Annotated in this window: 12 protein-coding genes; 8 read left to right on the forward strand and 4 right to left on the reverse strand. The window is 73.8% G+C overall.

What is annotated here, in order from left to right; all coding sequences use genetic code 11:
- Positions 1–357 carry a DUF3099 domain-containing protein gene (locus ACFHW0_RS03230; protein ID WP_416605363.1) on the reverse strand — a complete coding sequence of 119 codons (357 nt, stop codon included), beginning with the start codon at positions 355–357 and terminating at the stop codon, positions 1–3.
- A gap of 106 nt (positions 358–463) precedes the next feature.
- On the opposite strand from ACFHW0_RS03230, the gene ACFHW0_RS03235 reads away from it, so the two are divergent.
- Together ACFHW0_RS03235 and ACFHW0_RS03240 are read left to right on the forward strand one after the other, a co-directional pair.
- Positions 464–751: a hypothetical protein gene (locus tag ACFHW0_RS03235; protein ID WP_416605365.1), complete on the forward strand. Its 288-nt coding sequence runs from the start codon at positions 464–466 to the stop codon at positions 749–751.
- Between the two features lie 13 nt (positions 752–764).
- Complete coding sequence (locus tag ACFHW0_RS03240; protein ID WP_366638593.1) at positions 765–1,076, forward strand: hypothetical protein; 312 nt, start codon at positions 765–767, stop codon at positions 1,074–1,076.
- Positions 1,077–1,085: 9 nt separating this feature from the next.
- Here ACFHW0_RS03240 and ACFHW0_RS03245 read toward each other — a convergent pair whose 3' ends face one another.
- Together ACFHW0_RS03245 and ACFHW0_RS03250 are read right to left on the reverse strand one after the other, a co-directional pair.
- Positions 1,086–2,324, reverse strand: a complete 1,239-nt coding sequence (locus tag ACFHW0_RS03245; protein WP_416605366.1) for a low temperature requirement protein A — start codon at positions 2,322–2,324, stop codon at positions 1,086–1,088.
- Between the two features lie 56 nt (positions 2,325–2,380).
- On the reverse strand, positions 2,381–2,962 hold the full coding sequence (locus ACFHW0_RS03250) for an HhH-GPD-type base excision DNA repair protein (protein ID WP_416605368.1): 582 nt from the start codon (positions 2,960–2,962) through the stop codon (positions 2,381–2,383).
- Positions 2,963–3,094: 132 nt separating this feature from the next.
- Between ACFHW0_RS03250 and ACFHW0_RS03255 the strand changes: the two genes are divergently transcribed.
- The 4 genes from ACFHW0_RS03255 (at position 3,095) to ACFHW0_RS03270 (ending at position 9,912) form a co-directional block, all read left to right on the forward strand.
- Positions 3,095–4,579, forward strand: a complete 1,485-nt coding sequence (locus ACFHW0_RS03255; protein ID WP_416605369.1) for a methyltransferase — start codon at positions 3,095–3,097, stop codon at positions 4,577–4,579.
- The gene (dtd, locus tag ACFHW0_RS03260) at positions 4,579–5,001 is read left to right on the forward strand and encodes a D-aminoacyl-tRNA deacylase (RefSeq protein WP_416605370.1); all 423 of its coding nucleotides are present in this window, start codon (positions 4,579–4,581) and stop codon (positions 4,999–5,001) included. Before ACFHW0_RS03255 ends, dtd begins: the two co-directional genes overlap by 1 nt.
- Positions 5,002–5,089: 88 nt before the next feature.
- Positions 5,090–8,788, forward strand: coding sequence for a S8 family serine peptidase (locus ACFHW0_RS03265; protein WP_416605371.1), 3,699 nt, complete (start codon positions 5,090–5,092; stop codon positions 8,786–8,788).
- A gap of 137 nt (positions 8,789–8,925) precedes the next feature.
- Positions 8,926–9,912, forward strand: a complete 987-nt coding sequence (locus ACFHW0_RS03270; protein ID WP_416605372.1) for a transcriptional regulator TrmB — start codon at positions 8,926–8,928, stop codon at positions 9,910–9,912.
- Between the two features lie 19 nt (positions 9,913–9,931).
- On the opposite strand, the gene ACFHW0_RS03275 is transcribed toward ACFHW0_RS03270, so the two are convergent.
- On the reverse strand, positions 9,932–10,720 hold the full coding sequence (locus ACFHW0_RS03275; RefSeq protein ID WP_416605728.1) for a sporulation protein: 789 nt from the start codon (positions 10,718–10,720) through the stop codon (positions 9,932–9,934).
- A gap of 258 nt (positions 10,721–10,978) precedes the next feature.
- Between ACFHW0_RS03275 and sigB the strand changes: the two genes are divergently transcribed.
- Together sigB and ACFHW0_RS03285 are read left to right on the forward strand one after the other, a co-directional pair.
- Entirely contained in the window at positions 10,979–11,995 is a 1,017-nt protein-coding gene (gene sigB / locus ACFHW0_RS03280; RefSeq protein ID WP_416605373.1) for an RNA polymerase sigma factor SigB, read from the forward strand.
- A 100-nt stretch (positions 11,996–12,095) separates the two neighbouring features.
- Positions 12,096–12,503: a VOC family protein gene (locus tag ACFHW0_RS03285; RefSeq protein ID WP_416605374.1), complete on the forward strand. Its 408-nt coding sequence runs from the start codon at positions 12,096–12,098 to the stop codon at positions 12,501–12,503.
- Positions 12,504–12,536: the final 33 nt, after the last annotated feature.

The following is a 12,536-nucleotide window of genomic DNA, read 5'->3' on the forward strand; positions in this document are numbered from 1 at the left end:
TCAGGGCTCGGCGTCGATGATCTTGTGGGGGCGCTCCTCGGCGGTGAGGCTCATCGGCGGGGTCTCGTCCCGGTGCCGCGGCTGGAACCGGTTGGCCAGCCGGTGCTGCTCCTTGGGCGGGCGGTCGTTGGCCAGCAGCACCGCCAGCCACGGGATGAGCACCATGCCCAGGGCCACCATCGGCAGCCAGAGCCAGAGCAGCGGGGCCTGCACGCCGACCAGGACGGCACCGACGATCACGCAGGCCACCCGGATCCCCATCATCAGCACGTAGCGCTTCTGACGGCTGGTGAGCTGGTCGTCCTGGCTGCGCGAGGCGTCGGTGATCAGGATCGGCTGGTACGCCTGACGCTTCACCACGGACCTCCTCGAGGGGGTTACGCCCCATCCTGTCACCTGCGGCGCGTGATCAGCGAAAATCGCTCGACTCAGCCTCGTGTTACGTGCGTGGTACGCTCGCGCCGTGGGCAGCAGGTTCAGCTTCACCGACGAGGCGTTGGCCAACCTGAGGGTCTACGACGTCACGCCCGGGGAAGTCTGGGAGGCGCTGCACAGCACCCGCCGGGTGATCCGGCACCTCGGCGACGACGTGATGGTCGTCTACGCCGCCGCCCGCCGGGGGCGCCGGTTGGCCGTGCTGCTCGCCGAGGCCGACGGCACCGACAACGACTGGGACATCCTCTCCGCCCGTGAGCTGAGCGACGTCGAGGCGAAGCGCTACGACGAGACCGTGCGGAGATCTCGCCGATGAGGAGGCGGTGACGATGAACCGTAACGACGCGACCAAGCAGTTCCACAGCGGCGGTGACCGGCTCGCGGAGCTGATCGACGCAAGCCAGCCGGTGGAGCTGCCCACCCCCGACACCGACGACCCCATGGTCAGCCGCTCGGTACGCCTGCCGCTGGAGACGTACGAACGGGTCCGCGCCGCCGCCGACGCTCGCGGCATCGGGGTCACCACGCTCATGCGGCAGTGGATCGAGGCCGGCCTGGCCGACCTCGACGACTCCGCCACGGTCTCCCTCGCCGACGTCCGGCGGGCGCTGGCCGCCCTCTCCCGGCCGACCGCCGCCTGACCCGCCCGGTCACGGCGCGGGGAACTCGCCCCCGCCGGTCCCGCCGTGCCCGAGCGGCGACGCGGCCTCCTCGGGCGGGCGTCCCCTGCTGCGCCAGGCGTCGGCGGACGCCACCCCCGCCAGCACCAGGGCGACCAGCGCCAGCGCCAGCATGGCCGGCCCCAGCGTGAGCGCCGGCGACAACAGGAGCAGCACCAGCAGGCCCGCGACCCGCGACCGGGACACCCGGCCGAAGATCTCGTACTCGAAGCGGGCCCGGGCCGCCAGGAAGATCGCCGGGCCGCCGACGACGAAGACCAGCCAGGTCGGGTCGGTCCGCCCGTGCGGGTGCGCGATCACCAGTTCGTAACCGACGGCGGTGCTCAGCACGCCGATCACGATGAACAGGTGGGTGCTGCCGGCGGAGGCGCCCAGCCGCCCGGGCGACCGGGCCACCCGCAGCGCCTCGGCGAGCAGGTGACCCGCCCGGTGGAAGTAGATCCGCCAGAGCAGCGCCGTGGTGGCGAAGGCGGTCGCGAAGGCGCCGGCCCGATCGGCGGTGAACTCCGCGCCGCTGTAGGTCAGCCCGATGACCAGGATGGTCTCCCCCAGCGAGATGAGGAAGATCTGCTGGTACCGGTCGGCCAGGTGCTCACCGGCGATCAGCCAGCCGGCGGTGCGCGCCGGCCCCAGCCGGGGCAACGGCCAGCCGAGCAGCAGGCCGGCGTAGTCGACGACCACGGCGAGCGTCCAGAGCGGCAGGCGCAACTCCTCCGGACCGAACGCCCCGGCCAGCCACGGCACGCCCCCCGCAGCGGCCCAGGCGAGAAGTCGCAGCGGGACCGTGCGGCGCGGGTGGCGACGCAGGGCCGTGGCGATGACCAGCGGCCGGACGAGCATCACCGCCAGGTACGCCAACACGAACGAGGGCGCCCGGTCCTCGAACGCCCGGGGCAGCGCCACGGCCATCACCATGGCGCCGAACATCGTCCCGACCACGACGAACTGGATCACCGGCTGATCCGGCTCGTACCGGCTGGTGACCCAGGTGGTGATCGACCAGAGTAGCCACAGGGCCAGGAAGAGCACGCCCGTGCGCCCGATCTCGGCGAGCAGCGTCCCGACGGAGCCGCCGGTGCCCTCGACGAGGCGCAGCGAGACCCGGGTCAGCGCGAAGACGAAGACCAGGTCGAAGAAGAGCTCCAGGAAGGTGGCCCGGGGCGAGCTGTCCTCCGGCCGCAGCAACCGCCCGCCGCGTTCGTCCGTCATCGGCTGCCCGTCGTCGCCATCCTGGCTACAACGACCGCCCCGACGGTGGGGTTGCGTCAGCCCCCGGCGGCCTTCGCCTTCGCCGCCACCTTCATCTGCTGCTTGTACTCGCGCACGAGGCGCAGCGAGTCCGCGTCGGTGACGTCGGCCACCGAACGGTGGGCGTCCGGGTCGCCGTAGCCGCCGGCCGCCTCCCGCCAGCCCGCCGGGGTGACCCCGAACCGCTTGCCGAGCAGCGCGAGGAAGATCTGCGCCTTCTGCGTCCCGAAGCCGGGCAGCTCGCCGATGCGGCGCAGCAGCTCCCGGCCGTCGGCCGCGTCGGACCAGAGCCGGGCGGCGTCGCCGTCGTACCGGTCGACGAGGGCCCGGCACACCTCCTGCACCCGGGCCGCCATCGCCTTCGGGAACCGGTGCAGCGCCGGCGGCCGGGCGAACAGGGCGACCAGGTCCTCCGGGTCGTGGTCGGCCAGCTCCCGGGCGTCCAGGTCGCGCCCGAGTCGCTGCGCCAGCACGTACGGCGAGGAGAACGCCTTCTCCATCGGCACCTGCTGGTCGAGGACCATGCCGAGGAGCAGCGCCAGCGGACTGCGCTCCAGCAGCCGGTTGGCCTCGGGGTCGATGGGCAGTGCGAGCGTCATGGCGACAATGCTGTCACCACCCGGACCGGCGGGTACCGGGACACGCACATCGGTCCCGGTACGGCGACACCCGCGCCGGACGTTCGCCCGGGTGGCCGCATGCCGGCGCCGGACACCAGGCAGGATGGCGACGTGGACGGACACGACATGTTGCTCTCCCCTGCCGGCGTCGAGGCGCTGCGGACCGCGCTGACCCGGGCCGGGTTCACCTCGAACGGCATCGCCACCCGGCTCGGCCCGCAGGCCACCGGTGGGGTGGCCCGCAACGACTTCCGGGCCGCGCTGCGCGCCACCGAGGACCGCGACCCGCTCGGCACCCTGATCCGGGTGTTCATCTGCGAGCAGACCGAGCCGGAGGCCGCCGTGGCCGCCGCGCTGGCGCCGCTGTCGCTGGACGAGGCGCTCGCCGGGGGCCTGGTCGAGCGGCACGGCGACGGGCTGCGGATGGGCGTGGACCTGGAGCCGTACGGGGACGACTGGTGGGTGCTCGCCGACGTGCCCGCCAGCGCCCGGCCCGGCCGTCCGCTGCACGCCGAGCACGTGCTCGGCATCGGCGGGGCCACGCAGACGCTGATCGGCGCGACCGTCCGCCGCCCCGTCGAGGCCGCGCTGGACCTGGGCACCGGGTCCGGCGTGCAGGCCCTGCACCTGGCCGGCCACGCGCGGCGGGTCACCGCCACCGACCTCTCGGCGCGGGCGCTGCGCTTCGCCGCCACCACCGCCGCACTCAACGGCCAGGACTGGGAACTGCTCCGCGGCGACATGGTCGCCCCCGTCGCCGGGCGGCGCTTCGACCTGGTGGTGAGCAACCCGCCGTTCGTGGTCGGCCCCGGCACCACCACGCACGTCTACCGCGACTCGGGGCGGGTCGGCGACGCGATCGGCGCGGAACTGGCCGCCGCCGCGTCCGGCCTGCTCACCGAGGGCGGCACCATGCAGTACCTGGCCAACTGGGTGCACGTCGCCGGGGAGGACTGGGGCGAGCGGGTGACCGGCTGGTTCGCCGGCACGGGGCTGGACGCCTGGGTCATCCAGCGCGAGGTGGCCGACCCGATGGCGTACGTCAACCTGTGGCTCACCGACGTCGGCGAGGCGGCCGACCCGCGCCGGATGGCGGACTGGCTGGACTGGTTCGACGCGCACAAGGTGGAGGCGGTCGGCTTCGGCATCGTCTCGCTGCGCCGCTCCGGCCACGACGACCCGGTCGTGCGGGTGGAGGACCTGCGCCAGCGGGTGGAGGCCCCGCTCGGCGACCGGGTCGGCGCGTGGTTCGACCGCCAGGACTGGCTCCGCGCCCGCGACACCGACGGACTGCTCGCCGCCCGCTTCCGGGCCGCCGACGGCCTCCAGCTGCGGCAGGAGGCCACCATGGGCGACGAGGGCTGGGCGGTGGACCGGCAGGTGCTGGCCATGCCGCACGGCCTGCGCTGGACCGAGGAGATCGACCCGCTCGTCCTGGCCCTGGTCGGCGGGGCCGACGGGCGACTGCCGCTGCGCGACCAGCTCGCCCTGCTCGCCGCCGCGCACGACGTGGCCCCCGGCGAGCTGGCCGAGGCGGCCGGGCCGATCGTCGCGCACCTCGTCGAGCGCGGCTTCATCGAGCCGGTCGCCGACTGATGCGGGCCGTGGTGCAGACCGTCGGCCGGGCCGCCGTGACGGTCGACGGCGAGGTGGTCGGCGCGATCGACGACGGGCTGCTGGTGCTGCTCGGGGTGACGCACACCGACACCGTCGAGACCGCCCGCACGATGGCCCGCAAGGTGCACGAGCTGCGGATCCTCGACGAGGAACGGTCCGCGGCGGACACCGGCGCGCCGATCCTGGTGGTCAGCCAGTTCACCCTCTACGGCGACGCCCGCAAGGGTCGCCGTCCGAGTTGGACGGCGGCCGCCCCGGCGGAGGTCGCCGAGCCCCTGGTGACGGCGGTCGTGGAGGCGCTGCGCACCCGGGGCGCGAAGGTGGAGACCGGCCGCTTCCGCGCCCACATGTTGGTCGAGAGCGTCAACGTCGGCCCCCGCACGGTGCTGCTCGAACTCTGACCGGCGCCGATGGCGGAGTCACGCCGTGGCGCAACCCCGCCGACGTCAACTGTTCCCGGGGGCGGAACGACGACGGTAGAACCATCGCATGCCAACCCCCTCACAGCCCTTCACCTGGGGTCGCGCGAGACGGCGGCTCACCGCCGCCGCGGCGGCGACCGGGATGGTCGCGGCCGGCCTCGCCGCGATCCAGTCGCCGGCGACGGCGGCCGCCCCGTCCCCCGCCGCCCAGGCCGCCACCCGGGACACCCACACGGTCACCCTGATCACCGGCGACGTGGTCACGGTGACCACCTTCGCCGACGGCAAGGCCACCGCCGACGTCGACCGGCCCGACGGCGCCACGGGAGGCGTCCGCGTCCGGCAGAGCGGCGACGACCTGTACGTCCTTCCCGACGAGGCCCTGCCGCTGCTGGACGGCGACAAGCTCGACCGGCGGCTGTTCAACGTCACCGACCTCATCGAGATGGGGTACGACGACGCGAGGACCCCGACGCTGCCGCTGATCGCGGCGTACACCCCGGCGACGGCGCGCTCGGGCAAGCCGACGGCACCGCGCGGGGCGAAGCTGGTCCGCGACCTGCCCAGCATCCGGGGGGCGGCGCTGACCACCGACAAGAAGCAGGCCCGGGCCTTCTGGTCCACCGTCGCGCCCGCCTCGGCCGCGGCGCCGGCCAGGGCCCTCGGCGGCGGGGTGGCGAAGCTCTGGCTGGACGGCCGGGTGACGGCCGCGCTGAAGGAGAGCGTGCCCCAGGTCGGCGCGCCCGCGGCGTGGGCCGCCGGGTACGACGGCAGCGGGGTGACGGTCGCGGTGCTCGACACCGGGATCGACCCCGGCCACCCCGACCTGGCCGGCCAGATCGACGACAAGGCCAGCTTCGTGCCGGGCGAGGACACCTCGGACGTGAACGGGCACGGCACCCACGTCGCCTCCACGATCGCCGGCACCGGCGCGGCCTCGGGCGGCGAGCACCGCGGCGTCGCCCCGGGCGCGGACCTGATCGTCGGCAAGGTGCTCGACAACAACGGGTACGGCCTGGACTCCTGGATCATCGCCGGCATGCAGTGGGCGGCCGAGTCCGGGGCCGACGTGGTCAGCATGAGCCTGGGCGACGGCTCGCTGACCGACGGCACCGACCCGATGGCTGCCGCCGTCGAGACGCTCTCGGCGCGGCACGGCACGCTCTTCGTCGTCGCCTCCGGCAACTCCGGCCCGCAGACCATCGGGTCCCCCGGCACCGCGCCCAGCGCGTTGACGGTCGGCGCGGTCGACAAGCAGGACACGCTGGCGGGCTTCTCCAGCACCGGCCCGCTGGCGCGCACCGGCGCGCTCAAGCCGGACCTCACCGCGCCCGGCGTCGGAATCGTCGCGGCCCGCTCGCAGCAGGCCGCCGGCGAGGGCGCGTACCAGAGCATGGACGGCACCTCGATGGCCACGCCGCACGTGTCCGGGGCCGCCGCGATCCTCGCCCAGAAGCACCCGGCCTGGTCCGGGCAGCAGCTCAAGGACGCGCTGACGAGCAGCGCCAAGGGCCTGGCCGACGAGTACCGGCCGTACCAGGTGGGCACCGGCCGGCTGGACGTGGCGGCGGCGGTGCGCGCCACCGTACGGGCCACCGGCTCGGCGTTCTTCGGCAACTTCGACTGGCCGCACGAGCCGACCGACGCCCCGGTCACCCGGTCGGTGACCTTCACCAACACCGGCACCACCGCCGTGACCCTCGACCTCGCCCTGACCGGCGGCGGCCCGTTCGCGCTGGGCGCCTCCTCGGTGACCGTGCCGGCGGGCGGCAGCGCCGACGTCGCGGTCACGGGCGACCCGCGCGGCGACGCCCACGGCGAGCTGACCGGCTACCTGGTCGGCACCGACGCCGCCACCGGGACGGCGGTCACCCGTACCGCGCTGGGCCTGCTCAAGGAGCCCGAGCGGCACGACCTGACGATCAAGCTCACCGGCCGGGACGGCAAGCCCGCCAGCGCGGCGGTGGTGGTGAACAGGGCCGGCGACCTCAACCCCTCGCAGTATCCGGTCACCGGCGAGCGGACGCTGCGGCTGCCGCCGGGTACCTACACGGTGGAGGCGGCGCTCGACGTGCCCGGCGAGCGGGCCGACCGCCTCGGGTTCGCCCTGCTGGTGGACCCGGAGACCGTGCTGGACCGCGACGCGCAGGTCGTGCTGGACGCGCGCCGGGCACGCCTGCTCGACACCGCCTCCCCGGAGCGGACCGAGGACCGGCAGCGCCGGCTGGACTACACGGTCGGGTACGACGAGGGCAACGACTTCCGCGCGGCGTACCAGCTGCCGGTGCGCTACGACGACCTGTACGTCCTGCCCACCGAGCCGATCCGCAGGGGCTCGTTCACCATGGCGGCGCGGTGGCGCAAGGGCGAGCCGATGCTGAGCCTGCGCGTCCCCGGCCAGCCCCCGATCGACGCCACGGTCCAGCCGGGCAGCACCGTCACCGCCGGCACCGAGACGCTTCGCCCGGTCCACGCCGGCACCGGCGCCCCGGGCGAGTACGCCGGCCTCGACGTCAAGGGCCGGGCCGTGGTGGTGACCCGCAACGACGCGGTGAGCCCGCCCGAGCGCGCCGCCGCCGCGGCGGCGGCCGGGGCGAAGCTGCTGCTGGTGGTCCACGACGGCGCCGGCATCCTCAACGAGTACGTCGGCGAGTCCCCCATCCCGGTCGCCACCGTGCACCGCGACGCCGGCAGGCAGCTGATCGCCGCAACCCGGGGCGGGCCGCGCAAGCTGACCGTCACCGGGGTCCCGTACGCCGGTTACGTCTACGACCTGGCCCGGGTCTGGCCCGGACAGGTGCCGGACCGGCCGCTCGTCTACCACCCCCGGCAGCGGGAGCTGGGCCGGATCGACGCCCGCTACCACGCCGCCGTGGACTCCCCCGGCGCCGGCTACCGGTACGACATGGTCTTCAGTCCCTCGTTCGGCTTCCAGGAGCCCGAGTCGCACCCGGGCACCCGCACCGAGTGGGTCACGCCCGACGTGGTCTGGCACGAGGTGCACGACCAGGGCGGGTGGACCGACACGGCCTACCTGAACACGTACGCCAGGGGCACCACGACCAGGCTGGACTGGTTCGCGCCGGCCGTCCGGCCGGCCTTCAGCCGGGCGTTCGGGGTGCGCAACAGCCGCTACCGGGACTACCTGACCCTCAACGTGCAGGCCTGGAGCCCGTCGGACGACGTGCTGGAGCACGGCGGCAACCTCGAATGGGGCTCGGTGCCGACCAACCTCAAGCTCTACCAGGGCGACAAGCTGGTGGGCGAGAACACGTGGAACGCCGACCTCCAGTGGACGCCGGTGCCCGCCGGCACGCTGCCGTACCGCCTGGTGCTGGACGCCTCGCGGCCGGCCGAGCGGTGGCGGCTCTCCACCCGCACGCACACCGAGTGGGACTTCGTCTCCGGCTCGAACGACGCCGACACCTTCGTGCCGTTCGCGCTGCTCCAGCTCGACTACGCGCTGGAGACCGACCTGCGCGGCGACGTCAGGGCGGGCACCCGCCAGCGGATCAGCGTCAAGGCCGGGCCGCAGCCGGGCGGCACCGGCACCGGCACGGTGACGTCGGTCACGCTGGACGTCTCCCACGACGACGGCGCCACCTGGCGGAAGGTGACCCTGCGTAAGGGCGAGGGCGACCGCTGGGACGGCTCACTCACGCTGCCGAAGCAGCCGGGCGGCTTCGTCTCGGTGCGCGCCAGCGCCACGACGGACGCCGGCTTCGGCATCCGGCAGGAACTCATCCGGGCGTACGGCCTGCGGTGAACTGGTTGGCGGGGCCCCGGGACGACGCCTGTCCCGGGGCCCTCCCCGAGGGCCGAAACGACCTTCCGGGCTGTTCAGGGCCGGTGGCGGTGTCCCATACTCTGCCTGCCGCGACGGGCAGGGGGAGGCAGCCACCGATGCTGGGCGTGCTGGGACTGGGACCGGAGGACGAGACGGTCTACGGCCTACTGGTCCGGCAGGCCCAGGCCGGTCGGGCCGAACTGGTCGACGCGCTGCGGATGCCCGCCGCGACGGTCGACGCGGCGCTGTCCCGGCTCACGGCGTTCGGCCTGGTCAAGGACGGCCCGGACGGGCAGTTCTCCGTGGCGCCGCCCGCCGTCGCGCTCGGGGCGCTGATCAGCGAGCAGCGGGGTGCCCTGCGTAGCGCGGAACTCGCGCTGGTCACGCTCGCCGAAGAGTACCGGTCGTCGATCGCAGGACGCACGATCGACGAGCTGATCGAGGTGGTCAGCGGGGTCGACGCCGTCCGGCACCGGTTCGCGCAGGTGCAGCACGCCGCCCGCACGGAGGTGCGCAGCTTCGTCACCACCCCGTTCATCGCCGTACCGCCGGGCACCAACGCGGTGGAGTCGGCGGCGGTCAACCAGGGGGTGCGCTTCCGGGTCGTGATCGACCGGCCGACGCTGGCCGAACCGGGGGTGGTCGCCGAGACGCTGGAGTCGCTGCGCGACGGCGTCCAGGTCCGGGTGGTCGACCACCTGCCGATCAAGCTGATCCTGGCCGACGCGGAGCTGGCCCTGGTGCCGTTGACCGCCACGCCCGGCGGCGAGCCCGGCGCGGTGCTGCTGCACCGCACCGGGCTGCTGGCGGCGATGGACGCGCTGTTCGAGATCGTGTGGCGGCACGCCCACCCGCTCGACTCGGCGGCGCTGACCGACCCCGCCGACGACCGGACCGCCACGCAGGCGGCCGACGGCCCGACCGAGCTGGATCGCAGGATCCTGGCGCTGCTGCTGGCCGGGCTCACCGACCCGGTCGTCGCCGCCCAGCTCGACCTGTCGTTGCGGACCCTCCAGCGGCGCCTGCGTCACCTGATGGACCTCGCGGGGGTGGAGACCCGGATGCAGCTCGGCTGGCACGCCGCGCGCCACGGCTGGGCCTGACCGCCCGGCGCGCACGGCGTCAGGAGAAGAGGCCGCGGCGCTGGAGCGACTGGCGGATCCAGCCGTCGAGCTGGGGGGTGAAGTCGGTGCGCTCGGCGGTGGCGTGGTCGACGGTGAAGCGACCGAAGGCGTCCCGGCCCTCGGTGAACAGACCGCCGCGCTTGTCCAGTTCCAGCACCACCTGGATCTGCTGGGGGTCGGTGACGAGGGTGACCTCCAGCTGGTTGATCGCCCCGGCGTACTGCGGCGCCGGGTAGAACTCGATCTCCTGGTAGAACGGCAGGCTCTGCCGCACGCCGTGGATGTGGCCCCGCTCCACGTCGGCCCGGGCGAACCGGAAGCCCAGCCGCAGGAACGCCTCCAGGATCTTCTGCTGGGACGGCAGCGGGTGCACCGCCACCGCGTCCAGGTCGCCCTTGTCGACTGCGCGGGCCACCTCCAGCTCCGTACGCAGCCCCATCGTCATCCCGTGCAGGTGCTGCCCGTACAGCTCGGTGAGCGGCGTCTCCCACGGCACGGCGAAGCGGAACGGGACGTCGTGGCGCTGCCCCGGGTCGAGCCGGAACGCACCGGTCGCGGCCTGCCGGTGGAATTCCTGCGTGGTCTCGTAGTCGTTGTCGCCGCTCTCGACCTCGACCCGGGTGACCAGGCCCAGGGCGACGTACGACACGTCGACGGGGTGGTCGCCGCCGGCCACGTGGATGACGCCCTCCAACTGGCCCCCGGGGCGGCAGTTCGGATTCGTCAGCACGGTTTCCACGGACGGGCCACCCACACCCATCGCCTGCATGAGCCGCTTGAAGACCACGACACCCTCCACAACCTGTTCGGTACGCCGATCTCGCCGGCGGGCCGGCCGTGCGGGCCGACCGCTGGCACGGTAACCGCCTGCGGCAACCAGCGCTCGGCGACGAGTCGGCCACGCTGAGCAGGGCATCGACGGAATTCGTGTCGGGTCCCCGATCGCCTCACTCCCGTTTCACGCCCCGCCCGCCAAGCTGTGTGTCACACCGGCACCACTGGGCCGGATCCAACGGCACAGACGTGGACACGGGGAGAAACTGAGATGGCCCTGCAGATGACGGAGCACCGGACGCGCCCGGCCGGCACCACCGAGGCCGCGAGCGGCACCGACACCCTGACCGACCTCGACGCCACCGACGAGCGCGGCGTCTCCACGGACCTGGTCCGGGCATACCTGAACGGGATCGGCCGGACGAAGCTGCTGACCGCCGCCCAGGAGGTCGACCTCGCCAAGCGGATCGAGGCCGGCCTGTTCGCCGAGGAGAAACTGGCGACCTGCACCCCCGTCTCGGCGGAGCTGCGGGCCGACCTGGAGCTGATCGTCGCCCAGGGCCGCGCCGCGAAGGACCACCTGCTGGAGGCGAACCTGCGCCTGGTCGTGAGCATCGCCAAGCGCTACACCGGCCGCGGCATGGCCTTCCTCGACCTGATCCAGGAGGGCAACCTCGGCCTGATCCGCGCGGTCGAGAAGTTCGACTACACCAAGGGCTACAAGTTCTCCACGTACGCCACCTGGTGGATCCGGCAGGCGATCACCCGGGCCATGGCCGACCAGGCCCGCACCATCCGCATCCCGGTGCACATGGTCGAGCAGGTCAACCGCATGGTCCGGGCCCGCCGCGAACTCTCCGTCTCGCTGGGCCGTGAGCCCACCGTGGCCGAGGTCGCCCGGGCCATGGACATCCCGGAGTTCCAGGTCATCGAGCTGATCTCGTACGACCGGGAGCCGGTGAGCCTCGACCAGGCGGTCGGTGAGGACGGCGAGAGCGCGCTCGGCGACTTCGTCGCCGCCGTCGACCCGAGCGCCGAGCCGGGCGACGCCGCCGCGCAGGGCGAGCTGCGCAACGAGGTGAGCATCGTGCTCTCCACCCTCTCCCAGCGGGAGCAGGCCGTGATCCGGCTCCGCTTCGGCCTCGACGACGGCCGGCAGCGCACCCTCGACGAGGTCGGTCGGGAGTTCGGCCTGTCCCGGGAGCGGATCCGGCAGATCGAGAAGGTAACCCTGCTGAAGCTGCGTGACCCGGAGCGGGCGCAGCGCCTGGAGGCGTACGCCTGCTGACGATTCCCGGACCACGCGGGGCCCCGGCGGTTCGCCGGGGCCCCGCGTCCGTCCGGGCCGTGGTCCTTGACCCGGGGCGTCCGACGGGCTACCAACGGGTGTGAACTGGACCCTGGAAGTGGTGATCGTGCCGGTCTCCGACGTGGACCGGGCAAAGTCGTTCTACGCCGACCAGCTCGGCTTCGTCGTCGACCACGACACGGTGATCAACGAGGACGCGCGGATCGTGCAGCTGACCCCGCCCGGCTCCGGCTGCTCGATCGTGATCGGCAAGGGGGTGGTGCCGGACATGCCGCCCGGCTGCCTCAAGGGCCTCCAACTGGTCGTGCCCGACCTGCGCCGGGCGCGGGCGGAGCTGGTCGGGCGCGGCGTCGAGGTCAGCGAGATCCAGGTGATCGGCGAGAATCCCCGCCCGGTGCCGGACCCGCTGGACAACGTCGGCTTCGTCCACTTCGCCGACCCCGACGGCAACGCCTGGGCCGTGCAGCAGATCTCCGACCGGGCCTGACCGCTCCCCGGTCGTCCGAGGTGCCTCCGCCGG

This window comes from Micromonospora sp. LOL_025 (genome assembly GCF_048060285.1).
Classification (GTDB): Bacteria; Actinomycetota; Actinomycetes; order Mycobacteriales; family Micromonosporaceae; genus Micromonospora.